The sequence below is a fragment of the Mycobacterium colombiense genome (genome assembly GCF_001953985.1).
GTDB classification, from domain to species: Bacteria; Actinomycetota; Actinomycetes; order Mycobacteriales; family Mycobacteriaceae; genus Mycobacterium; species Mycobacterium colombiense_B.
Genome location: NZ_MBEI01000058.1, coordinates 57,212 through 81,628 on the forward strand (window position 1 = coordinate 57,212; position 24,417 = coordinate 81,628).

At 69.1% G+C, this 24,417-nt stretch carries 19 protein-coding genes; 13 read left to right on the top strand and 6 right to left on the bottom strand.

Translation table 11 applies throughout. The features are described 5' to 3' along the window. Positions 1–777: a PIG-L deacetylase family protein gene (locus A5732_RS17515; protein ID WP_076102872.1), complete on the bottom strand. Its 777-nt coding sequence runs from the start codon at positions 775–777 to the stop codon at positions 1–3. 52 nt (positions 778–829) lie between these two features. On the opposite strand from A5732_RS17515, the gene A5732_RS17520 reads away from it, so the two are divergent. From A5732_RS17520 to A5732_RS17550, 7 genes are all read left to right on the top strand, one after another. Next, positions 830–1,255 carry an OsmC family protein gene (locus A5732_RS17520; RefSeq protein ID WP_076102873.1) on the top strand — a complete coding sequence of 142 codons (426 nt, stop codon included), beginning with the start codon at positions 830–832 and terminating at the stop codon, positions 1,253–1,255. Further along, positions 1,242–1,535, top strand: coding sequence for an acylphosphatase (locus A5732_RS17525; RefSeq protein ID WP_076051680.1), 294 nt, complete (start codon positions 1,242–1,244; stop codon positions 1,533–1,535). The genes A5732_RS17520 and A5732_RS17525 overlap by 14 nt, the downstream gene beginning before the upstream one ends. Before the next feature lie 279 nt (positions 1,536–1,814). Continuing rightward, positions 1,815–5,411 (top strand): chromosome segregation protein SMC, encoded by a 3,597-nt coding sequence (gene smc, locus A5732_RS17530; RefSeq protein ID WP_076102874.1) that lies wholly within the window; start codon positions 1,815–1,817, stop codon positions 5,409–5,411. Between the two features lie 88 nt (positions 5,412–5,499). Continuing rightward, positions 5,500–6,855 (top strand): signal recognition particle-docking protein FtsY, encoded by a 1,356-nt coding sequence (gene ftsY / locus A5732_RS17535; RefSeq protein ID WP_076102875.1) that lies wholly within the window; start codon positions 5,500–5,502, stop codon positions 6,853–6,855. 100 nt (positions 6,856–6,955) lie between these two features. Next, on the top strand, positions 6,956–8,434 hold the full coding sequence (locus tag A5732_RS17540) for an ammonium transporter (protein WP_076051683.1): 1,479 nt from the start codon (positions 6,956–6,958) through the stop codon (positions 8,432–8,434). Beyond that, a complete protein-coding gene (gene glnB, locus A5732_RS17545; RefSeq protein WP_003878721.1) occupies positions 8,431–8,769 on the top strand; it encodes a nitrogen regulatory protein P-II in 339 nt (112 codons plus the stop codon). Before A5732_RS17540 ends, glnB begins: the two co-directional genes overlap by 4 nt. 45 nt (positions 8,770–8,814) lie before the next feature. Beyond that, positions 8,815–11,301 carry a [protein-PII] uridylyltransferase gene (locus A5732_RS17550; protein ID WP_076102876.1) on the top strand — a complete coding sequence of 829 codons (2,487 nt, stop codon included), beginning with the start codon at positions 8,815–8,817 and terminating at the stop codon, positions 11,299–11,301. A 139-nt stretch (positions 11,302–11,440) separates the two neighbouring features. Here A5732_RS17550 and A5732_RS17555 read toward each other — a convergent pair whose 3' ends face one another. From A5732_RS17555 to A5732_RS17570, 4 genes are all read right to left on the bottom strand, one after another. Continuing rightward, positions 11,441–12,151, bottom strand: coding sequence for a hypothetical protein (locus A5732_RS17555; protein WP_081396051.1), 711 nt, complete (start codon positions 12,149–12,151; stop codon positions 11,441–11,443). Then, the gene (locus tag A5732_RS17560; RefSeq protein WP_076051686.1) at positions 12,148–12,576 is read right to left on the bottom strand and encodes a hypothetical protein; all 429 of its coding nucleotides are present in this window, start codon (positions 12,574–12,576) and stop codon (positions 12,148–12,150) included. The genes A5732_RS17555 and A5732_RS17560 overlap by 4 nt, the downstream gene beginning before the upstream one ends. 628 nt (positions 12,577–13,204) lie before the next feature. Next, positions 13,205–14,968 (bottom strand): DEAD/DEAH box helicase, encoded by a 1,764-nt coding sequence (locus A5732_RS17565; protein ID WP_076102878.1) that lies wholly within the window; start codon positions 14,966–14,968, stop codon positions 13,205–13,207. Between the two features lie 101 nt (positions 14,969–15,069). After that, entirely contained in the window at positions 15,070–15,864 is a 795-nt protein-coding gene (locus A5732_RS17570; RefSeq protein WP_075236220.1) for an alpha/beta hydrolase, read from the bottom strand. Positions 15,865–15,999: 135 nt separating this feature from the next. Here A5732_RS17570 and ffh point away from each other — a divergent pair, with 135 nt between their 5' ends. The 5 genes from ffh to A5732_RS17595 all read left to right on the top strand — a co-directional run bounded on the left by ffh (position 16,000) and on the right by A5732_RS17595 (position 22,908). After that, the gene (gene ffh, locus A5732_RS17575; RefSeq protein ID WP_076102879.1) at positions 16,000–17,556 is read left to right on the top strand and encodes a signal recognition particle protein; all 1,557 of its coding nucleotides are present in this window, start codon (positions 16,000–16,002) and stop codon (positions 17,554–17,556) included. Positions 17,557–17,631: 75 nt separating this feature from the next. Continuing rightward, positions 17,632–18,711: a metal-dependent hydrolase family protein gene (locus A5732_RS17580; protein ID WP_142256639.1), complete on the top strand. Its 1,080-nt coding sequence runs from the start codon at positions 17,632–17,634 to the stop codon at positions 18,709–18,711. Positions 18,712–18,748: 37 nt separating this feature from the next. Continuing rightward, positions 18,749–20,386, top strand: coding sequence for a serine/threonine-protein kinase (locus A5732_RS17585; RefSeq protein ID WP_076102881.1), 1,638 nt, complete (start codon positions 18,749–18,751; stop codon positions 20,384–20,386). 103 nt (positions 20,387–20,489) lie between these two features. After that, on the top strand, positions 20,490–22,310 hold the full coding sequence (locus A5732_RS17590; protein ID WP_076102882.1) for an N-acyl-D-amino-acid deacylase family protein: 1,821 nt from the start codon (positions 20,490–20,492) through the stop codon (positions 22,308–22,310). 1 nt (position 22,311) lies between these two features. After that, the gene (locus A5732_RS17595; RefSeq protein ID WP_076051692.1) at positions 22,312–22,908 is read left to right on the top strand and encodes a TetR/AcrR family transcriptional regulator; all 597 of its coding nucleotides are present in this window, start codon (positions 22,312–22,314) and stop codon (positions 22,906–22,908) included. A gap of 7 nt (positions 22,909–22,915) precedes the next feature. Here A5732_RS17595 and A5732_RS17600 read toward each other — a convergent pair whose 3' ends face one another. After that, positions 22,916–23,809: a D-alanyl-D-alanine carboxypeptidase family protein gene (locus tag A5732_RS17600; protein WP_076051959.1), complete on the bottom strand. Its 894-nt coding sequence runs from the start codon at positions 23,807–23,809 to the stop codon at positions 22,916–22,918. Between the two features lie 58 nt (positions 23,810–23,867). On the opposite strand from A5732_RS17600, the gene A5732_RS17605 reads away from it, so the two are divergent. Further along, on the top strand, positions 23,868–24,287 hold the full coding sequence (locus A5732_RS17605; protein WP_076051693.1) for a nuclear transport factor 2 family protein: 420 nt from the start codon (positions 23,868–23,870) through the stop codon (positions 24,285–24,287). Positions 24,288–24,417: the final 130 nt, after the last annotated feature.

Below are 24,417 nucleotides of genomic sequence, written 5' to 3' on the forward strand. Positions count from 1 at the left end.
TCAGTCGAAGATGTCGCGGAGCAGCGTCCCGGTGGGCAGCGCCGGGTCCACGAACCACTCGTGGCTGAACAGCGCACCGAACACCTGGGGCGGCAACCGCAGCAGCAGCCCGAAGACCTTCGCGGCCAGGCCGGAAGCGCCGATCTGAGAGCGGTGCGCGGCGAATGCGTCGCGCTTCTGGCGCGCGAAGCGAAAGACGTTGACGCGGTGGGTGATTGTGGCGCGCGGCGCGTACGCGCCGCGGACGATGTCGCGCTCGTACGGTCCGGGCAGGCGCAACAGGTGGGCGACGTCGCTGACGCGGAGCAGCATTTCGCGCGGCATCGTCACCTCGAGCACCCGCGGGGTGGCGGCGAGTTCGGCGGCCCGCTTGCCGACGTGGTGCACCTGGACGTGATCGCGGTGGCCGTAGCCGCCGTTGGGCTGGTAGCTGAGCAGCACGTCGGCGCGCTCGTCGCGCAGGATGCTGGCCAGCCGCCCGGCGGCCTCGTCGAGATCGGCCCGCCCGAACCGGGTGCGCCCGGGTGGGTCCGGATAGAACAGCGGGCCGTAGCCGCTGTCGGCGTACCCGAGGCACTCCACCCGGTGCGCCCCGAGAATGCTTGCGCTTCGGCGTAATTCGTCCAGCCGGTCGTTGTCGTCCTCGTTGTGGATGCGCCCGTCGGTGGCCGTGACCACGACCACCCGGTGCCCGGCCGCGGCGGCCCGCGCCAGGGTGCCGCCGGTGAGCACGACCTCGTCGTCCGGGTGGGCGTGGAAAGCGACCACGGTGGCCATGCAAGCAGTATGCCCGCGCGTCTGAGTTCGCCTCGCCCGGTAGAAATAAGCCATGGCCGAACTATGGGTGGAACGCACCGGAACTCGCCGCTACACCGGATATAGCTCGCGCGGGGCGCAGGTGCTGATCGGTTCCGAGGACGTCGACGGCGTGTTCACGCCCGGTGAGCTGCTCAAGATCGCGCTCGCGGCGTGCAGCGGGATGTCCAGCGACCTGCCGCTGGCCCGCCGGCTGGGCGACGACTACAAGGCGGTCATCAAGGTCTCCGGCGCCGCCGACCGCGAGCAGGAGCGCTATCCGCTGCTCGAGGAGACCATGGAACTGGATCTGTCGGGCCTGGCCGACGACGAGAGGGAGCGCCTGCTGGTCGTGGTCAACCGGGCCATCGATCAGGTCTGCACCGTGGGGCGCACGCTCAAGTCCGGTACCACGGTCAACTTCGAGGTCAGCACCGAGGCGAAAAATGTCGGAGCCTGACACCCGGCTCACCGCCTGGGTGCACGGCCAGGTCCAGGGGGTGGGTTTCCGCTGGTGGACGCGTTCTCGTGCGCTGGAACTGGGCCTCACCGGCTACGCGGCCAACCAGGCCGACGGCAGCGTCCTGGTGGTCGCCCAGGGTCCGCGGGCGGCCGGCGAGCGGCTGCTGCATCTCCTGGAGGGCGGCACGGCCTGGCCGTCGCGACCCGGTCACGTCGACAAGGTGGTCGCGGAGTGGTCGCAGCCGCAGGAGCGGTTCGAGGGATTCGTCGAGCGCTGACGGGCACCTCCGGGCGCCGTGCGGTCCCCCAGGGGCGCAGTGCGGCCCCCGGGCGTCACATCTGTCACACGGGCACCGGCTGGGGCTTCGATGGTCGAGTCCGAAACGAGCTAGCGCCGGCGCTAGCTCGTTTCGGAAGGTCGCAATCACCCTCTCTCCGTGGCGGATGTGACCATTGTGACCAGTGCGCCGACCGGTCGGAGCGCGGCGATATTTCGGGCCGGCCGACACCCCTCGGTGAAGCCGTCCGGGGTGATTTGAGCGGTAGTCTGGCTCGCCGTGTACCTCAAGAGTCTGACGCTGAAGGGCTTCAAGTCCTTCGCCTCGCCGACGACTCTGCGCTTCGAGCCGGGCATCACCGCCGTCGTCGGGCCCAATGGCTCCGGCAAATCCAACGTCGTCGACGCGCTGGCCTGGGTGATGGGGGAGCAGGGGGCAAAGACGCTGCGCGGCGGCAAGATGGAAGACGTCATCTTCGCCGGGACCTCGTCGCGGGCGCCGCTGGGCCGCGCCGAAGTCACCGTCACCATCGACAACTCCGACAACGCGCTGCCCATCGAATACTCCGAGGTGTCCATCACGCGGCGGATGTTCCGCGACGGCGCCAGCGAGTACGAAATCAACGGCAGCAGTTGCCGTTTGATGGATGTTCAGGAACTGCTGAGTGACTCCGGGATCGGCCGGGAGATGCACGTCATCGTCGGGCAGGGCAAGCTCGACGAGATCCTGCAATCGCGGCCGGAGGACCGTCGCGCGTTCATCGAAGAGGCCGCCGGCGTGCTCAAGCACCGCAAGCGCAAGGAAAAGGCCCTCCGCAAACTCGACGCGATGCAGGCGAACCTGGCCCGGCTCACCGACCTGACCACCGAACTGCGCCGCCAGCTCAAGCCGCTGGGCCGCCAGGCCGAGGTGGCCCGCCGCGCCCAGACCATCCAGGCCGACCTGCGTGACGCCCGGCTGCGGCTGGCCGCCGACGACCTGGTCAACCGGCAGGGCGAGCGCGAGGCGATCTTCGAGGCCGAGGCCGCCATGCGCCGCGACCACGACCAGGCCTCGTCGCGGCTGGCCGTGGCGTCCGAGGAGCTGACCACCCACGAGGCCGCGGTCGGCGAACTGTCGAGCCGGGCCGAGTCGGTTCAGCACACCTGGTTCGCGCTGTCCGCGCTGGCCGAGCGGGTCGCCGCGACCGTGCGCATCGCCAGTGAGCGGGCCCACCACCTCGATGTGGAGCCGCTCGCCCCCAGCGACACCGACCCCGACGCGCTGGAAGCCGAGGCCGAGCAGGTCGCGGTCGCCGAGCGGCAGCTGCTCGCCGAACTGGCCGGGGCGCGCACCCGCCTGGACGGCGCCCGCGCCGATTTGGCCGAGCGCGAGCGCGAAGCCGCCGAGGCCGACCGGGCCCACATGGCTGCGGTGCGCGCGGAGGCGGATCGCCGAGAAGGCTTGGCGCGCTTGGCCGGTCAGGTGGAGACGATGCGGGCGCGGGTGGAATCGATCGACGACAGCGTGGCGCGCCTGTCCGAACGCATCGAACAGGCCGCCGCCCGCGCGCAGCAGGCCAAGGTGGAATTCGAGACCGTGCAGGGCCGGGTGGGTGAACTCGATCAGGGCGAGGTGGGTCTCGACGAACACCACGAGCGCACCGTTGCCGCGCTGCGGCTGGCCGACGAGAGGGTGGCCGAGCTGCAGTCCGCCGAGCGGGACGCCGAACGCCAGGTGGCGTCGCTGCGGGCCCGCTTCGACGCGCTCGCGATCGGGCTGGAGCGCAAGGACGGCGCGGCGTGGCTCACCGAAAACCACGGCGGCACAGGACTTTTGGGGCCGATGGCCAAGCTGGTCAAGGTTCGCTCCGGCTACGAGGCGGCGCTGGCCGCGGTGCTCGGATCGGCGGCCGACGCACTGGCCGCCGAAAGCTTCGGCGCGGCCCGTGAAGCAGGCGCCGCCCTCAAGGAGGCGGACGGCGGCCGCGCCGCGCTGGTGCTGGGCGACTGGCCCGCCGATCAGCCCGCGCCGCAGCCCGCCCCGGCGGGCGCGCGGTGGGCGCTCGACTTGATCGACGCGCCGGCGCGGCTGCGCGGCGCGATCACGGCCATGCTCTCCGGCGTCGCGGTGGTCGACGACCTGGACCAGGCGCTGGCCCTGGTGGCGGCGCACTCAAGGCTGCGCGCCGTCACGCTCGACGGCGACCTGGTGGGCGCGGGCTGGGTGAGCGGCGGCTCGGACCGCAAGCTGTCCACGCTCGAGGTGACCTCGGAGATCGACAAGGCCGGCGACGAGCTGGCCGCCGCGGAGGCCCGGGTCGCCCAGCTGACCGCGGCGCTGTCCGGCGCGCTGACCGAGCAGGCCGCTCGCCAGGACTCGGCCGAGCAGGCGCTGGCCGCGCTCAACGAGTCCGACAGCGAGATCTCCGGGATGTACGAGCAGCTGGGCCGGCTCGGCCAGGACGCCCGGACGTCCGAGGACGAGTGGAGCAGGCTGCTGCGGCAGCGCGAGGAGCTCGAGGCGGGCCGGACCCAGACCGTCGCCGAGGTCACCGAACTGGAAACCCGGCTGCGCAACGCCCAGGAGACCCAGCACGCGCCGACCGAAGAACCCGTGAACCGTCAGCAGATCGCCGCGGCGACCGAGACGGCCCGCAGCGTCGAGGTGGAGGCCCGGCTGGCGGTGCGGACCGCCGAGGAGCGCGCGAATGCGGTTCGCGGGCGGGCGGATTCGCTGCGCCGCGCGGCCGCGGCCGAACGCGAAGCCAGGCTGCGGGCCCAGCAGGCGCGGGAGGCGCGACTGCGCGCCGCCGCGGTGGCGGCCGCGGTGGCCGACTCGGGGCGCCTCCTGGCGCAGCGGCTGAACGGGGTCGTCGGCGCCGCCTCCAAGATCCGCGACGCGCTGGCCGCCGAACGCCAGCAGCGTGCGACCGCGATGGCGGCGGTGCGCGACGAGGTGAACGCGTTGAGCGCCCGGGTGGCCGCCCTGACCGACTCGCTGCACCGCGACGAGGTGGCCAACGCCCAGGCGGCCATGCGGATCGAGCAGCTCGAGCAGATGGTGCTCGAGCAGTTCGGCATGGCGCCGGCCGACCTGATCGCCGAGTACGGCCCGGAGAATCAGCTGCCGCCCTCCGAGCTGGAGATGGCCGAATACGAGCAGGCCAAGGAGCGCGGCGAACAGGTATTCGCACCCGCGCCGATTCCCTACGACCGGCCTACCCAGGAGCGGCGGGCCAAGCGGGCCGAACGTGAGCTGGCCGAACTGGGCCGGGTCAACCCGCTGGCGCTGGAGGAGTTCGCCGCGCTCGAGGAGCGCTACAACTTCCTGTCCACTCAACTCGAGGACGTCAAGGCCGCCCGCAAAGACCTGCTCGGGGTGGTCGACGAGGTCGACGCCCGCATCCTGCAGGTGTTCAGCGAGGCCTACACCGACGTCGAACGCGAGTTCACCGAGGTCTTCACCGTGCTGTTCCCCGGCGGCGAGGGCCGACTGCGGCTGACCAACCCCGACGACATGCTGACCACCGGCATCGAGGTCGAGGCCCGCCCGCCGGGCAAGAAGATCACCCGGCTGTCGCTGCTGTCGGGTGGCGAGAAGGCGCTGACGGCGGTGGCGATGCTGGTCGCGATCTTCCGGGCCCGCCCGTCGCCGTTCTACATCATGGACGAGGTGGAGGCCGCCCTGGACGACACCAACCTGCGGCGGCTGATCTCGCTGTTCGAGCTGTTGCGGGCGCGCTCGCAGCTCATCATCATCACGCACCAGAAGCCGACGATGGAGGTCGCGGACGCGCTCTACGGCGTGACCATGCAGGGCGACGGCATCACCGCCGTCATCTCCCAGCGGATGCGGGGCCAGCAGGTGGACCAGCTGGTCACCAGTTCGTCGTAGCGCCCGGTCGCGAGCGCGGCGCCATCCGTCGTAGCGCCCGAAGGTGGTGGCTGCCGCACGGCCACGCTGCCCCTGAAACAATGTCAGCGTGTCACAAGGTCTTTGGATCGCCATCGCGGTCGTCGCTGCCCTGCTCGTCATCACCGCGCTGGTCCTCGGCCTGCTGCGGTATCGGCGGCGCCGCATCAGCTTCTCGACCCGGGCCGAGCCCGGGGCGATCGACCGGTCCGGCGGCTACACCGCGTCCTCGGGCATCACCTTCAGCCAGACCACGACGGCCGACCGGCTCGACACCACCGGCCTGCCCGCGGTAGGCGACGACGCGGCCATTCCGCGCGACGCGCCGCGGCGGACCATCTCCGAGGTCGAGCTCCCCGAACCCGCGCCCCAGCCCGAGGCCCCGACGGTCCCGCCGCTACCGGACGTTCAGGCCCCGCCCGCGCCGGCGGCGCCGGCGCCGCAAGCCCCCGCGCCGGAGGCCCCGGCGCCCGAAGCCGCGGCCGCGCCCGAGATCGAGGAGATCGCGCCCACCGAGGGCCGGCTGGAGCGGCTGCGCGGCCGGCTGGCCAGGTCGCAGAACGCGCTCGGCCGCAGCATGCTGGGCCTGATCGGCGGCGGCGACCTGGACGAGGACGCCTGGCAGGACGTCGAGGACACGCTGCTGATCGCCGACCTGGGCCCGGTGGTGGCCGAATCGGTGATCGCGCAGCTGCGCAGCCGACTGGCCAGCAGCGACGTGCGCACCGAGGCCGACGCCAAGGCCGTGCTGCGCGACGTGCTGATCAAGGAGTTGCAGCCCGGCATGGACCGGTCGATCCGGGCGCTGCCGCACGAAGACCATCCCTCGGTGCTGCTGATCGTGGGCGTGAACGGCACCGGAAAGACCACCACCGTCGGCAAGCTGGCCCGGGTCCTGGTGGCCGACGGGCGGCGCGTCGTCCTGGGCGCCGCCGACACGTTCCGGGCCGCGGCGGCCGATCAGCTGCAGACCTGGGCGTCGCGGGTGGGCGCGGAGGTGGTGCGCGGGCCCGAAGGCGCCGACCCGGCCTCGGTGGCGTTCGACGCCGTTGACAAGGGCATCGTCGCGGGCGCCGACGTGGTGCTCATCGACACCGCCGGGCGGCTGCACACCAAGGTTGGGCTGATGGACGAGCTCGACAAAGTTAAGCGGGTTGTAACACGGCGTGCCGCGGTCGACGAGGTGTTGCTGGTGCTCGACGCCACCATCGGGCAGAACGGGCTGGCCCAGGCCCGGGTGTTCGCCGAGGTGGTCGAGATCACCGGTGCGGTGCTGACCAAGCTGGACGGAACGGCCAAGGGCGGCATCGTCTTTCGCGTTCAGCAGGAACTCGGTGTGCCGGTCAAACTGGTCGGGCTCGGGGAAGGCCCGGACGATCTCGCGCCGTTCGAACCGGCCGCTTTCGTCGACGCGCTGCTGGGCTGAAACCCCTAACACGGCGAGCGGGACGTTAATCCCGCTGAAACACGGCCGCACCATCGCCGAAACAACAATCTCGCAATGTTCTGGACAGGTCATCAGACGCATGTCTGGCGGCCAATCGTGGGCCGACCGGAGGAGATTGCGAGTGACATACCCGATACTGGGCCAGCCCAATACCGGCGATACCGCCTGGATGTTGGCCAGTTCCGCGCTGGTGCTGTTGATGACGCCGGGTCTGGCGTTTTTCTACGGCGGCATGGTGCGCGCCCGAAGCGTTTTGAACATGCTCATGATGAGCATCAGCGCGATGGGCGTGGTCACCGTGCTGTGGGTGCTCTACGGCTATTCGCTCGCCTTCGGCGACGACGCCGGCGCCGGTGTCGTAGGAAAGCCGACCTCGTTTTGGGGGCTGAAAGGCCTCATCGGGGTCAACGCGGTGGCCGCCGATCCGAGCAAAGGCACTGCGGCAACGGATATCCCGCTGGCGGGCACCCTGCCCGCCACGGTGTTCGTTGCGTTCCAGCTGATGTTCGCGATCATCACCGTCGCCCTGATCTCGGGCGCGGTGTCCGACCGGCTGAAGTTCGGTGCGTGGCTGGTATTCGCCGGCCTGTGGGCGACGTTCGTCTATTTCCCAGTCGCCCACTGGGTTTTCGCGTTCGACGGCTTCGCGTCGGAGAAGGGCGGCTGGATCGCGAACAAGCTGCACGCGATCGACTTCGCCGGCGGGACCGCGGTCCACATCAATTCCGGTGTGGCGGGCCTGATGCTGGCGATCGTGCTGGGCAAGCGGCGCGGTTGGCCCACCACGTTGTTCCGGCCGCACAACCTGCCGTTCGTGATGCTCGGTGCCGGGTTGCTGTGGTTCGGTTGGTACGGGTTCAACGCCGGATCGGCCACCAACTCCAACGGTGTGGCCGGGTCGACCTTCATCACCACTACGGTCGCGACGGCCACCGCGATGCTGGGCTGGATGCTCACCGAACGCATCCGCGACGGCAAGGCGACGACGCTGGGCGCGGCGTCCGGCATCGTCGCCGGCCTGGTCGCCATCACGCCGTCGTGCTCGTCGGTCAACGTGCTGGGCGCGCTGGTGGTGGGCCTGGTGGCCGGCGTGGTGTGCGCGCTGGCGGTCGGCCTGAAGTTCAGGCTGGGCTTTGACGACTCGCTCGACGTGGTCGGGGTGCACCTGGTCGGCGGTCTGGCCGGCACCCTGCTGGTGGGGCTGCTCGCCGCACCGGAGAGCCCGGCCATCAACGGCGTCACCGGGGTGTCCAAGGGACTGTTCTACGGCGGCGGCTGGGACCAGCTCGAGCGGCAGGCAGTCGGCGCGTTCAGTGTCCTCATCTACTCTGGGGTGGTTACGCTGATCCTGGCGTTGATCCTGAAGTACACCATCGGGCTTCGTCTCAACCCGGAGGCGGAAGCCGCGGGTATCGACGAGGCCGAGCATGCCGAGAGTGGATACGATTTCGCCGTGGCTACCGGTTCGGTTCTGCCGCCCCGGGTCGCTGTGGCGGATACCCGCAACGGCCTGGAGGAGGAGCGAGTGGGCGACAAAGTGGAGGCAGAGCAGTCATGAAGCTGATCACCGCGATCGTAAAGCCGTTCACGCTCGATGACGTGAAGACCAGTCTCGAGGACGCAGGCGTCCTGGGGATGACGGTCAGCGAAATCCAGGGCTACGGACGGCAGAAGGGCCACACCGAGGTTTACCGGGGCGCCGAATACTCGGTCGACTTCGTGCCCAAGGTGCGCATCGAGGTCGTCGTCGACGACTCCATCGTCGACAAGGTCGTGGACAGCATCGTCCGGGCCGCGCGCACCGGCAAGATCGGTGACGGCAAAGTGTGGGTGAGCCCCGTGGAAACCATCGTGCGGGTGCGCACCGGCGAGCGTGGAACCGATGCGCTATGACATTCGCTGTCAATTGCTGATTCGACCCGGGCGGGCCGGGAGGGCATGAGCCCGAACGACCCCGACTCGTCCGGGCACCTGAGCGGGACAGAAAGCGCCTGCGGGGCAGTCGATCTGGCTGCCTCGCGGCGCCAACTGCTGTCTGAGGGCAGCAAGCTGCACGCCGCAGAACTGCGGCACGCCTGGCTGGATCTGCACGAATCATGGTTGATGGCCAAGGCCGCCGAGATCGGGATCACCGATGACAGCGGCTTCGCGGTCGTCGGGATCGGCGGACTGGGTCGCCATGAGCTGTTGCCGCATTCCGACCTCGATTTGATGTTGTTGCACGACAACAAGTCCGACGACGTACTGGGCAAGGTCGCCGACAAGTTGTGGTATCCGTTGTGGGACGCCAACGTTCGGCTCGACCACAGCGTGCGGACCGTTTCCGGGGCCCTCGGCGTCGCCAATGCGGACATGATCGCGGCGTTGGGCATGTTGGACGCCCGCCACATCGCCGGCGACGCGCGGCTGTCCGACGAACTGATCGCCGGCGCTCGGCGCCAGTGGCGCAGCGCAATTCGCTCCCGCATGAATGAGCTCGTCGAAATGACGCAGGCCCGCTGGGACCGGTGTGGCCGCATCGCTCAGCGCGCCGAGCCGGACCTGAAGTCGGGTCGCGGCGGCCTTCGCGATGTCCAACTGCTCGACGCGCTGGGCGTGGCCCAACTGATCGACCGCCACGGCATGGCGCGTCCGGAATCACCCGGGGGGTCCCTCGACGACGCCCACCTGACGCTGCTCGACGTGCGCACCGAGCTGCACCGGGTGTCGGGGCGCGGGCGCGATCAGCTGCAGGCCCAATACGCCGACGAGATCAGCGCGGCCCTGCACATCGGGGACCGATTCGACTTGGCGCGCAAGCTATCCGATGCCGGGCGCACCATCGCCTACCACGCCGAGACCGGCATTCGGACCGCCGAGAACGCGCTGCCGCGCCGCGGGGTGACGGCCCTGGTGCGGCGCCCCAAGCGCCGCCCGCTGGACGAGGGCGTCGTCGAATATGCCGGAGAGATCGTGCTTGCCCGCGACGCACGCCCCGATACCGACGTGGGTCTGGTGTTGCGGGTGGCCGCCGCATCGGCCGATACCGGATTGCCGATCGGCGCCGCCACGCTGAGCCGGCTGGCCGCCAACGCGCCCGAGATGCCGGTGCCGTGGCCGCGAGAGGCGTTGGACGATTTGCTGGTTGTGCTGTCCGCCGGCCCGACCACGGTGGCGACGATCGAAGCGCTGGACCGCACCGGGCTGTGGGGCCGGCTGCTGCCGGAGTGGGACGCCATCCGCGACCTGCCGCCCCGCGACGTCGCGCACAAATGGACGGTGGACCGCCACGTCATCGAGACGGCCGTCAACGCCGCACCGCTGTCCACCCGGGTGGCGCGGCCCGACCTGCTCGCGCTCGGCGCGCTGCTGCACGACATCGGCAAGGGTCGCGGCGTCGATCACAGCGTGCTCGGCGCGGGCCTGGCGCTGGAGATCGGTCCCAGGCTGGGCATACCGCCGATCGAGGTCGAGCTGCTGGCGCAACTGGTCCGTCACCACCTGCTGCTGCCGATGGTGGCCACCCGCAGCGATCTCAATGACCCCAAAACCATTGAGCGCGTGGTGAAATCGTTGAGCGGGGACGCGCTGCTGCTCGAAGTTCTGCACGCGCTGACCGAGGCGGATTCCAAGGCCACCGGCCCCGGGGTGTGGAGCGAGTGGAAGGCGTCGCTGATCGAGGAGCTGGTCCGGCGCTGCCGGCTGGTGATGGCGGGGGAGTCGCTGCCCGAGGTGGAACCCGCTGCGCCTCAAGATCTTTCGCTTGCCGCGCATCGCGGCGTGCATGTGGACATCAGGCCCAGCGGTGGTGAGCGCCTGGACGTGGTGATGGCCGCGCCGGACCAGCGGGGGCTGGTATCGAAGGGCGCCGCGGTGCTGGCGCTGAACTCGCTGCGCATCCATTCGGCCTCGGCCAGCACCCACGAGGGATTCGCGATCGTCGAATTCGTGGTGTCGCCGCTGTTCGGTTCGCCGCCGGAAGCGGGTCTGCTGCGCCAGCAGTTCACCGGCGCGCTTGCCGGTGACGTCGACGTGCTGGGCACGTTGGAGAAGCGCGACAGCGACGCCGTCAGCGCCGCGACCGGCCGGGCCGGCGAGGTCCAGGTCGGGGTGCCCGTCACCCGGTCGAGCGCCCCGCCCCGCATCCTGTGGGTCGACTCGGCCTCACTCGACCAGTTGATCGTCGAGGTGCGCGCCATGGACCGACTCGGGCTGCTCGCCCTGCTGACCCGCGCGCTGGAACGGGCGGGCGCCGACATCGTCTGGGCGAAGGTCAACACCTTCGGGTCGACGGCGGCGGACGTGTTCTGCGTGACGGTGTCGGCCGAAGTGGCCGAGGCGGCCGGCGGCGCCGAGCACGGCGCGCGGGACGTGGTCGAGCAGAGCCTGCTGGCGGTGTTGGGCGGCCCCGCGGTCGAGGTGCTCGAGGAACCCGTCGGGGACTAGGCCTGAAACTGACTGAGGCTCCTGATGGAAGGCGCCGCACGACTGATGGTGTCTGGAGTGCGAAAGATCCTATCCACCAAGCGAAACGGCGCCTAGCTGTGTTGCTTGACCGCCCGAGGCTCCTGATCGAGACCTGACATCAGAATCGGCTCCAGCGCCGCCTGTCGATTGCATAAAGCCATGGCAATGTCAAAAACGGTGTCATGTACCAGATGTCGAATACCCACCAGCCGGTGACGCCGAACACACTCGACCCGAAGCGCGCCGGGAAGTTCATCACCATGTTGACGATGTAACCGAGCCAGAGCATGACGTAGGCCCAGCTGGTGATGATCATCCACCGGTATCCCCACCGCTTGAGTTTGATGAAACCGTACGCCGCCACCATGCGGGCCGGAAATACACCCAGGATGCAAAACACTTCCCAGCTCTTTTCACCGGCTGCCGCCGAGCCGCCGGCCCAAAGGCTGTTGTAACCCAGGTAATAGGCGGCATCGGCGAGCCGGCCCCAACCCGTGAGTCCCCATTGCACGATGCGTGTGTCGTGGGCCCACAGATCCAGCGACCAGCCAAGGAAGTTGGCCGCAGCATCGACCATGGCGAAGATTCCGAACAGCGTGACCGCAGCAGGGCGGACAAATTCACCGGAGGCCTTCGCGCGTGCGGTCTTGATAAACCCGATGGCGATGACGATCAGCCCGGCCAGGCTGAAGATCAGGCTCCCGGCAAGAACCGCGCCGGTGATCAACCAGCGATCAGCAGCCCGGACCACCGGCCCGTCTGTTGCCGGAACGGCACGGTATGTGGTTTGTGCGATCTTCGCATTGCTCACGCTGGTCTGATCGCTCATAGGACCCATCCGTAACGAATGGCGACCACCGGCAGGACTGCCGAGGCACCGACGACGATGCCAACTAGGCAGCCGATGGCAACCACCATCAAGAACTTGGTCAAGCCGGGGACGTCGACGACGTACCACGACGCGCCGTCTTTCAGGTCGACATCGCTTTCGTCCGGCGCAACGGGATCGTCCACACTCGGGTTGTCCAACCGACTGGCCGCGAAGTACCAGACGAACAAGATGATCAGGTCGATAACGACAGCCCCAGCCAGCAATCCCAGGTCGCCCCAAAAGCCGGTGCCGCCCAGCGGCGGTACGCGGGCCGAAAGTTCCTTACCGTCACCAAACCCGGTGCCGTAGCCATACTGTGCGGCCGCGATATAGCACGCCGAAATGACAACGACAAAGAAGACGACACATACGATGGCGAGCACGTATACGCCCCGGCGGCGCTGCCGATAGGCGTGGTCATCGTTGGCCTGGGCGGACGCTGGTGGAGCATCGCCGACCCGGCCTCCTGTCGGGACACGTTGTGTCATAATGCTATTCCGTATCTACGAGCCGGGAGATCGCCTTCCCCGCTTCACCACAATTCTCGCGTTCGCCACAACTCCTCGCGCTTGGCGATCACGTCTCATGACGCTGCCCGGAATTTTCCAGCCCGATCCCATCAGTCTAGACGGAACAGATATTTGGTTCAAGAGGTCTAGGGCCCTGCAATGCGACCAAGTTCATCGTGCTGGGACTCGGAACGACGCTGTACCGCTATACATGTCGAGGGCTAGCAGATCCACGGCGACACCGAAGCTTCACTTCGAACCAAATATCTGCTCCGATAGGAGCCCTTGACTCACTTGCTGACATGTTTGGGTCCACGTCGGTGACATCGGGATTCCTCTCCCTCTGCCATTTGGGGCTCAGCCGCAGCCTTTGGACCTGGATTTTCTGACTGGACCGTGGCGTTTTGCTTCGTGCCGCTGGGCGGCGGTGAGGTATCTCTCTGCGGGGCAACGATATTGATCGAAACTTAGGTGAGGGAACTGAAGTCCATCGGCCGGCCGCTCACGAATGCTCGGCGTTGAGCTGCCGTACGGCATCGATGCGCGCGCGCAGCTGTTCGCGGCTCGCCGCGGCGATCGGGGGGCCACCGCAGCGGCGCCGCAGTTCGTTGTGGATCCAGCCATGCGGCTTGCCGGTGCGGTGATGGGCGATCGACACCAGGGTGTTCAGCTCGCGGCGCAGCTCCCGAAGCTGGCCGTGCACGGTGGCCGGCGGGGCCTCGACGCCCGACAGCGGGCCGCCTTGTTTTGCTAGTTGGGCCCGCTTCTGCAGCTGCTCGTCCTGGCGCTGGTGCAGCAGCGCGCGCATCTGCTCGGCATCGAGCAGGCCCGGGATGCCGAGATAGTCGGCCTCCTCGTCGCTGCCGGCCGCGGCCGCGGTGCCGAACGACGAGCCGTCGAAGATGAGCTGATCGAGTTCGGCGTCGGCGCCCAACGAGGTGAACCCCTTGTCGAGGTCGCTCTTCTCGTCCTGCGTCTTGGTGGCGGGATCGTTCTCGAGCGGGTCGCCCTCGGATACGCGGTGCGGCTCGCCGAGCACGTGGTTGCGCTGGGCCTCCAGCTCGCTGGCCAGCTGCAGCAGGTTCGGCACCGACGGCACGAAGATGCTCGCGATCTCACCCGGCCGCCGCGACCGCACGAACCGGCCGATGGCCTGGGCGAAGAACAGCGGCGTCGAGGCACTGGTGGCGTAGATCCCGACCGACAGCCGCGGCACGTCGACGCCTTCGGAGACCATGCGCACCGCGACCAGCCAGCGGCTGCTGCTCGCGGCGAAGTCGCTGATGCGCGCCGACGATCCGGGATCGTCGGAGAGCACCAGCGTCGGCGCCTCGCCGGTCAGCTTGGTCAGCAGGACGGCGTAGGCCCGGGCCGCGGTCTGATCGGAGGCGATGATCATGCCGCCGGCATCGGGTATGTGCGTGCGCAGCTGGCGCAGCCGCAGATCCGCGGCGGTGATCACCGCGGGCATCCATTCGCCGGCGGGGTCCAGCGCGGTGCGCCACGCGCGCGCGGTCTGCTCGGCGGACAGCGGCTCGCCGAGGCGGGCCGCGTGCTCCTCGCCGGCGCTGTCGCGCCACCGGGCCTCCCCCGAGTAGGCGAGGAAGACCACCGGCCGCACCACGCCGTCGGCGAGGGCGTCGGTGTAGCCGTAGGTGTGGTCGGCCTGCGAGCGCCGTATCCCGTCGGGACCGGCCTCGTACGTCACGAACGGGATGGGGCTGTCGTCGCTGCGAAAGGGCGTCCCCGTCAGGGCGAGCCGTCGGGTGGCGTCGCCGAACGCCTCGCGGATCGCGTCGCCCCACGTCTTGGCGTCGCCGCCGTGGTGGATCTCGTCGAGGATGACCAGGGTCTTGCGCTGCTCGGTGCGCACCCGGTGCAGCGTCGGATGCGCGGCGACCTGGGCGTAGGTGACCATCACGCCGTGGTACTCCGGGGCGATCCGCGCGTTGCCGTTGGAGAACTTCGGGTCCAGGGCGAGGCCATAGCGCTGCGCGGCCTGCGCCCACTGCACCTTCAGGTGCTCGGTGGGCACCACCACGGTGACGTGCTCGACGGCCCGCTGGCCGAGCAGTTCGGCCGCGACCCGCAGGGCGAAGGTCGTTTTCCCCGAGCCCGGGGTGGCCACCGCCAGGAAATCGCGCGGCTGGGCGGCGAGGTACTTGACCAGCGCCCTGCGCTGCCAGCCACGCAGCACGCCGGTGCCGCTGGTGTCGCCGGGAACGCTGTCGGCCCGCGCCTGGATGCTGCTGAGCGGCACCGACACAGGCCCCCCGTTCGTTACTCGTCGACGCGGCTGACTCGGTTGAGTCGCGGCTGTGAAATCTAGCACGCCAACGCTTTTCGGCGCAGTAACGACTCGACTGGCTATCGTGTCGGGCTCACCGTTTCGCGGGTCTGCAGCCATTCATGGATGCGTCCGGCAACGTCGGCCCAGCCCGGTTCGAGCATCATGTTGTGGCCCATGGAAAAGAATTCCGGCTCGGTCCGGTAGGCGCGCGCCGTGTTGCGCACCTCGCGGACGCTGACGAAGCCGTCGTACTCGGCGCCCAGCACCAGCATCGGCGTGGTCACCCGCTTGGTCCGGACGCGCCGGACGATCGGGTCGGTCATCGCGGCGCGGACGCTCTCAGCCCCGGCGCGCTGCCGGCAGGATTCGACGACGGCCTCGGGCGTGTCGGCGCAGAACAGGTATTCGCGGGCCAGCGCCGGGGTCGCGAGGAATCTCAGCAGCGTGGGATCGCTCCACGATTCCAGCGTCATCGACGGCCGGCGGCGCCACACCCGCAACGCCAGGGTGAGCACGCCCTGCGGCGGCACCGAGCCCACCAGCACGGCGGCCGGGGCGCGGCGATCTTCGAGGTAGCGCTGGATCACGAAGCCGCCCAGGGAATGGCCGACCAGGACCGGCGCGCCGCCCAGGTCGTCGGCCACGGAACTGACGTCGTCGATGTAGTCGGCGATCGACACCTTCGGCAGCGGCTTGGCCGTGGGGCTGGCGCCGTGTCCGCGCAGGCTCATCGCGACCGCGCGGTAGCCGGCGTCGGCGAAGAAGTCCAGGAAGTGTTCCCAGCACCATGCGCCGTGCCAGCCGCCGTGCACGAAGAGCAGCGGCACCGGATGCGCTTCGCTGCAGGACCCCTTGTCGATCACCTCGAGCATGAGCCTGACCCCTTCGTCATCTCCTTGCCGAAACATAAGCCACGGTGACGTTGCCCGGCCGGTCTTCTGCGTGATTTATGTGTCGCGGAGCCCGCGCCCAGCAGGCAGCGCTGGGAGTACCACTAGGCTGGCGGGGTGTTTGAATCGCTGTCCGACCGTTTGACCGGTGCCCTTGCCGGGTTGCGCGGCAAGGGTCGATTGACCGACGCCGATATCGAGGCCACCACCCGCGAGATCCGGCTGGCGCTGCTGGAAGCAGACGTGTCGCTGCCCGTGGTGCGCGCCTTCGTCACCCGGATCAAGGACCGCGCCAAGGGCGCCGAGGTCTCCGGGGCCCTCAACCCGGCGCAGCAGGTCGTCAAGATCGTCAACGAAGAACTCATCGGCATCCTGGGCGGGGAGACCCGGCAGCTGGCGTTCGCCAAGACGCCGCCGACTGTGGTGATGCTCGCCGGTCTGCAGGGTTCGGGTAAGACGTCGCTGGCCGGCAAGCTGGCCTCCTGGCTGCGCGGCCAGGGGCACACCCCGCTGCTGGTGGCGTGCGACCTGCAGCGCCCGGCCGCGGTGAACCAGCTGCAGGTCGTCGGTGAACGGGCCGGCGTACCGGTGTTCGCGCCGCATCCCGGCGAGTCGCCCGGATCCGGGCCCGGCGACCCGGTCGCGGTCGCGGCCGCCGGCCTCGCCGAGGCGCAGGCCAAGCACTTCGACGTCGTCATCGTCGACACCGCCGGCCGGCTGGGCATCGACGACGAGCTGATGTCGCAGGCCGCGGCGATCCGTGCGGCGATCAATCCCGACGAAGTCCTGTTCGTGCTGGACGCGATGATCGGTCAGGACGCCGTCACCACTGCGGAGGCGTTCCGCGAGGGCGTCGGCTTCACCGGTGTGGTGCTGACCAAGCTGGACGGTGACGCCCGCGGTGGCGCGGCGCTCTCGGTCCGCGAGGTGACCGGCGTCCCAATCCTTTTCGCCTCCACCGGCGAGAAGCTAGAGGACTTCGACGTCTTCCATCCCGACCGGATGTCGAGCCGCATCCTGGGCATGGGCGACGTGCTGAGCCTGATCGAGCAGGCCGAGCAGGTCTTCGACGCCGAACAGGCCGAGGCCGCCGCCGTCAAGATCGGCAGCGGCGAGCTCACGCTCGAGGACTTCCTGGAACAGATGCTGGCCATCCGCAAGATGGGCCCGATCGGCAACCTGCTCGGCATGCTGCCCGGCGCCGGGCAGATGAAGGACGCGCTGGCCCAGGTCGACGACAGCCAGCTCGACCGCCTGCAGGCCATCATCCGCGGCATGACGCCCGCCGAGCGCGCCGACCCGAAGATCATCAACGCGTCGCGGCGGCTGCGCATCGCCAACGGCTCGGGCGTCACGGTGTCGGAGGTCAACCAGCTGGTGGACCGCTTCTTCGAGGCCCGCAAGATGATGTCGTCGATGCTCGGCGGCATGGGCATCCCCGGTCTGGGCCGCAAGTCGGCGACGCGAAAGTCGAAGGGAGCGAAGGGCAAGGCGGGCAAAAAGGGCAAGAAGGGCGGACGCGGCCCAACGCCGCCGAAGGTGCGCAACCCCCTGATGCAGGGCATGCCGGCCGGGTTCCCGGACCTGTCGCAGATGCCCGAAGGCCTCAACGAGCTGCCGCCCGGTCTGGCCGACTTCGACCTGTCCAAGCTCAAGTTCCCGGGCAAGTCGTGACGATCGCGAGCGCGGTGGAGCCGGGCGAAGCGGGTCGTCACCGTTGGACCGGAAGCCGGTAGCCGCCCGGTGCGCATGCACGTGCGGGGCGTGGGGCTGCCCGACGAAACCGAGATCGAACTGTGGATCGTCGACGGCCGCATCAGCGCCGAACCGGTCGCCGGCGCCGACACCGTCTTCGACGGCGGCTGGATCGTGCCCGGGCTGGTCGACGCCCACTGCCACGTCGGCCTCGGCGACCACGGCGAGATCCCGCTGGACGACGCGATCGCCCAGGCCGAGATCGAACGCGATGTCGGCGCGCTGTTGTTGCGCGACTGCGGCTCGCCGACCGACACGCGCAGCCTCGACGATCGCGACGATCTGCCCCGCATCATCCGCGCCGGAAAGCACCTGGCCAGGCCCAAGCGGTACGCGGCGGGCTTCTCGCGGGAGCTCGAAGACGATTGGCAACTGCCTGACGCGGTCGCGCAGGAGGCCAAGCGCGGCGACGGCTGGATCAAGCTGGTCGGCGACTGGATCGACCGCGGCGTCGGCGATCTCGCCCCGTTGTGGTCCGACGACGTGCTCAAGGCCGCGATCGAGACCGCGCACGCCCACGGCGCCCGGGTCACCGCGCACGTCTTCAGTGAGGACGCGCTGCCCGGCCTGATCAACGCCGGCATCGACTGCATCGAACACGGCACCGGACTGACCGACGACACCATCGAGCTGATGGTCGAGCACGGGACCGTGCTGGTCCCGACGCTGGTCAACATCGTGGAGAACTTCCCCGGGATCGCCGACGCCGCCGCGAAGTATCCGGCGTATGCGGCGCACATGCGTGAGCTGCACGCGCGCGGCCTGTCCCGGATCGGCGCGGCCCGCGACGCGGGCGTGCCGATCTACGCCGGCAGCGACGCCGGCACGATGGTCGCGCCCGGGCGCATCGCCGACGAGGTCGAGGCGCTCAAGAGCATCGGGATGACTCCGACCGAGGCGCTGGGCGCGGCCTGCTGGGACGCGCGTCGCTGGCTCGGCCGGCCCGGCCTCGATCACGGCGCCTCGGCGGACCTGCTGTGCTACTCGACCGACCCGCGTTCGGGCGCCGCCGTGCTGAACAGTCCTGATCTGATCATGCTGCGCGGCAAGATCTTTCGTTCGCCGGCCGCTTAGCCGCGCGCCCCAGTGCGCGGGCGGATAGGATCGCCGAATGTCGTTGCCCAGTGGCGCGAGCTTTGCCGGCTACATCGTGTCGCGAGGGCTGGGTTCGGGAGTGACGGGTGAGGTCTACCTCGTCCAGGATCCCCAGTCGATGCGCCGGCAGGCGTTGAAGGTGCTGTCCCGCGAGCTGTCGGCGGACACCGAGTTCAAGGCGCGGTTCCGGGAGGAAACCCCGGTCGTCGTCAACCTGCACAACCCCCACATCGTCGAGGTGCACGAGCGCGGCCAGTTCGACGGCCGGCTCTACATCGCGATGGAATACGTCGAAGGCACCAGCGCCGCCCAGCTCATGACCGACCGGTTCCCCGCCGTTTCGCCGGTCGACGAGGTGCTGGCCATGGTCACCGCCATCGCCGGCGCCCTCGACCACGCCCACTTGCGGGGGCTGACGCATCGCGATGTGAAACCGGCCAACATCCTGCTGACCGATCGTGCCGGCGGAGAACAACGAATCCTGTTGACCGACTTCGGCATAGGCCTGCAACTCGTGCGGGCAGCGGACGACGCGACGCAGGTCAGTGTTGCTTACGCGGCGCCGGAACAGTTGAGTGGCGACGACGTCGACGGGCGCGCCGACCAGTACGCGTTGGCGGCCACCGCATTTCACCTGCTGACCGGCGCGCCGCCGGTTGCGCATGCCGACCCCGTGGCCGCGCTGCGCCGGCACCGCGACGGCAAGCTGCCGCGGCTCAGCGACCAGCGTCCCGAGCTGGCGCACCTGGACAGCGTCTTCGCCAAGGCGCTCGCCGAACGACCCGACGACCGATTCGAAACGTGTCACGACTTCGCCCGGGCGGCAAGCGAACTGGCAGGCCTGTCGACGGGTGAACGCCCCGAACCCGAACCCGAACCTGAGCCGGACGACGACGAAATGGACACGGCGGCAGCGCCGGAGGACGTCGCGGCCACGACGCCGGACGAACCGGACGTGCCCCTGAAGCGCAGGCCGCGAAAGGTCTTGTTGGGGGCCGCGGCGGTGGCAATCGTCGCCGGGGCGCTGGTCGCGGGCATCGCCATCGGGCGCCACACCGCCACCACACCTAAGCAGGTCGCCGGTCCGGCGCCGACCACCCCGGCGCCCCCGCCTGCCCCACTCGACGGCAGCTACCGCATCGAGGCCGAACGCACCAAGCAGACATATAACTACGTCGCCGATCCGCAGCCGCCGGATGTCAGAACGTGGTGGGCGTTCCGGTCGTCGTGCAAGCCGGAGGGCTGCTCCGCCGCCGCGATGCAGCTCGACGACAACGACCACATGCAGGGGATGTCACCCGGCGGGGGATCCCTCTTCATGAAGTTCACCAACGGCGAGTGGCAGTCCGCGCCGGTGGACCTCGACTTCCCGTGCGTGGGGCCGGACGGATCGCAGTCCACGCAGGGCACCACCATGGTGCTCGCGCTGCGGCCGCAGCCCAACGGCGAGTTCGTCGGCGAGGAGGTCGTCACCGTGCGAACGGATGAGTGCGGCCAGCAGTCGGCCGTGATCAGGGTACCCACGGTGGCGAGCCGGACGGGCGAGGTGCCGCCGGCCGTGGCCGTGCCGGAACCCGGCTCGGGTCCGCAGAGCCCGGAGCTGCACGCGCCCAGCGCCGCGCCGACGGCGGCGCCGTTTCGGCCTCAGAACTGATCGCTGACCCACAATCAATTAGCAGCCTTCAGCGGGCCGGCGTGTCTGCCCGAAAAGATTGCGAGTGATCGCTATCTATGTTAGCGTTCCGGGCATCGACGACATGGAGGAAACCATGGCCTACGACGTGATCGTTCGCGACGGATTGTGGTTCGACGGCACCGGCAGCGCCCCGCTGACGCGCACGCTCGGCATCCGCGACGGCGTCGTGGCCACGGTCTCCACCGAGGCGCTGGACGAGACCGGGTGCCCCGAGGTGATCGACGCGGCCGGCAAGTGGGTGGTGCCCGGCTTCCTCGACGTGCACACCCACTACGACGCCGAGGTGCTGCTGGATCCCGGGCTGCGCGAGTCGGTGCGCCACGGCGTCACCACGGTGCTGCTGGGCAACTGTTCGTTGTCGACGGTCTACGCCGATTCCCGGGACGCCGCCGACCTGTTCAGCAGGGTGGAGGCGGTGCCACGCGAACACGTCTTCGGCGCGCTGGATTCCAACCGGACCTGGTCGACGGCCGCGGAGTACATCAAGGCGATCGACGCCCTGCCGCTGGGGCCCAATGTCGGTTCACTGCTTGGTCATTCGGACCTGCGGACCGCGGTGCTGGGACTGGACCGGGCCACCGACGCCGCGGTGCGGCCCACCGAGGCCGAGTTGGCGAAGATGGCCGACCTGCTGGACGAGGCCCTGGACGCCGGTGTGCTTGGCATGTCCGGGATGGACGCGCCCATCGACAAACTCGACGGCGAACGGTTCCGCTCACGCGCCCTGCCGTCCACCTTCGCGACGTGGCGGGAACGGCGCAGACTGATCAAGGTGCTGCGCAAGCGCGGCCGGATTCTGCAGAGCGCCCCCAACGTGGCCAAGCCGTCGACCGGAATGCTCTTCTTCCTGGCCAGCAGCCGAATGCTTAACTGGGGCAAGGGCGTTCGGATGAGCATGCTGGTATCCGCCGACGCCAAATCGATGCCGTTGTCGGTCTACGTGTTCGGCCCGGGCACTCGCCTGCTGAACAAGCTCCTAGGTGCCAGCGTGAAATTCCAGCACCTGCCGGTGCCGTTCGAGTTGTACTCCGACGGAATCGACCTGCCGGTCTTCGAAGAGTTCGGCGCCGGAACGGCGGCCCTGCACCTGCGGGACCAGTTGGAGCGCAACGAGTTACTGGCGGACAAGGAATACCGCCGGAAGTTCCGGCGCGAGTTCGACCGCATCAAGCTCGGGCCGTCGCTGTGGCACCGCGACTTCCACGACGCGGTCATCGTCGAATGCCCGGACAAGTCGTTGATCGGCAAGAGCTTTGGCGCGATCGCCGACGAGCGCAAGCTGCACCCGCTCGACGCGTTCCTGGACGTGCTCGTCGAGAACGGTGAACGCAATGTCCGGTGGACGACCGTCGTCGCCAACCATCGCCCCAAGCTGCTGGATGCGCTCGCCACCGAAGGCAGTGTGCACATGGGCTTCTCGGATGCCGGTGCGCACCTGCGCAACATGGCCTTCTACAACTTCGGGCTGCGGATGCTCAAGCGCACCCGGGACGCGTACCGCGCGGGCGCACCCTTCATGTCGATCGAGCACGCCGTGCACCGGCTCACCGGTGAACTGGGCGAGTGGTTCGGCATCGACGCCGGCACGCTACGCCAGGGCGACCGTGCGGATTTCGTGGTGATCGACCCGGCCGGGCTCGACGAATCCGTTGACGGCTACCACGAGGAGGCGGTGCCGTTCTACGGTGGCCTGCGGCGCATGGTCAACCGCAACGACGACGCCGTGGTCGCCACCGGCGTGGGCGGCGTGGTCGTCTTCGGCGGAAGCCATTCCAAAGGCGAATTCCGGGATGGCTATGGACAATCCGTGCGGTCGGGCCGCTACCTGCGGGCGGGGGAGCGCCCCCGTCACGAGCGCGGCGCGCTGGGCGTTACCGCCTGACATGGCCAGAACCCAGCAGCAGCGCCGCGAGGAGACCGTCGGACGGCTCATCGACGCCTGCATCGCCACCATCATCGAGGTCGGCTACGCCAAGGCGTCGGCGGCGGTCATCGCCAAGCGGGCCGGGGTGTCGGTGGGTGCGCTGTTCCGGCACTTCGACACCATGGGCGATTTCATGGCCGCGACTGCCTCGGAGGTGTTGCGCCGTCAGCTGGAGTCGTTCACCAAGGGGGTCGCCGAGATACCGGCCGACCGCCCGGCGCTGCAAGCGGTGCTGGAGATTTTGCGGGAGCTCACCAGCGGCCCGACCAACGCCGTGATCTACGAGCTGACCGTCGCGGCGCGCACCGACGAAAAGCTCAGGGACACTTTGCAACACGAGCTCGCGCAGTACGCCGCGAAGATCGACGACGTGGCCCGTGCGATGCCGGGCATCGAGGTCTTTCCCGAGGACACCTTCCTGGTCCTGGTGGCGCTGATGCGCAACGTGTTCGACGGGGCCGCGGTGATCGAGGGGGTGTTGCCGCAGCCTGAGGTTGCGGCGCAACGCATTCCGGTGCTGATGGCGTTGCTGACCGCGGCGTTGCCGGATTCCTGACGAAAAGCTACAGCGAGCCGATGCTGGACTGCGGGCTCTGCGAGAATCCCCAGTCGAACAGCGTCGCCGCCTGATCCCAGTACGTCGGTCCGCCCTCTTTGATCAGCCCGTACATCATGGCGATCACCAGCCGGCGGCCCCCGCGCGCGGCGGCCCCGACGAAGGTCTTGCGGGCGGCGTTGGTGAAGCCGGTCTTGCCGCCGATCGCGCCGGGATAGCGCTGCAACAGCTCGTCCTGGTTTTCGATCGGGTGATCGCCGTTGTCGCCGGGGAACATCGCCGACGGCTCGGCGGTGATCTGCGCGAACACCGGATTGGCCATCGCCGCGCGGAAGATTACCGCCAGGTCGTGCGCCGTCGACGCGCCCGAACCCCCGGGCCCGTCCAGGCCGGAAGGTGTCGCGGCGTGCGTGTTGGTGGCGCCCAGCGAGGCCGCCTTGGCGTTCATCTTGGCCACCGTGACGTCCGGTCCACCCAGCATGTGCGCCAGCGTGTTGGCGGCGTCGTTACCGGAGACCAACAGCAGGCCGTCCAGCAGTTGGCGCGCGGTGTAGGTGCGGCCCGGTTTGATCCCGACGCAGTTGCACTCCACCTGGGTGTCGGCGACGTCGGCGACCACCGTGGAGTCCAGGCTCACCGAGTCCAGCACCACCTGGGCCAACAGCGTCTTGATGGTGCTCGCCGGCGGGTGGGCGACATCCTGGTCGCGGCCGGCCAGCACCTGACCGCTGTCCAGGTCGGCGATGATCCAGGTTCGGGCCGGCCCGTCGGGAATGGGAATCGAGCCGACCGGCTGCGAGTTGTCCGCCCAGGCGGGGGACATGGTGACGGTGGCGGTGCAGGTACCGAGCGCGAGCAGGGTAGCGGCCATCCTGAACCCCAGGGCCGTGAGCTTCCGCATGGCCGCAAAGTCTAACTTCCGACCCTGTTCGCGGCGGATCTTCAGTACTGTCCGATGCATGTTGAGCCTGGAAGAGATCTCGGATCGACTCGAGATCCAGCAGCTTCTGGTGGATTACTCCACCGCCATCGACAACCGGCGATTCGACGATCTGGACAAGGTCTTCACGCCGGACGCCTACATCGACTACACGGCTCTGGGCGGCATCGAGGGTCAGTACCCGGAGGTGAAGAAGTGGCTGGCCGAGGTGCTGCCCAACTTCCCGGTGTACGCACACATGCTGGGCAACTTCTCGGTCCGGATCGACGGGGACAAGGCCTCGTCACGGGTGATCTGCTTCAACCCGATGGTGCTCGGCGGTGACAAGGACCAGGTGCTTTTCTGCGGGCTCTGGTACGACGACGAGTTCCTGCGCACGCCCGAAGGCTGGCGCATGACCCGGCGGGCGGAGACCAAGGTCTTCCAGAAAGTGATGTGATCCCCGCGTGTCGCGCGATTTCTGATCGTCGCGGCTGTTCTGGCAGAATAGGCGGCTGTCCGCCGCGCGATCACGCATCGCCGACCGGTCATACACGCGAGGCAAAACCGGATCCGGGCATCCCGCCCCG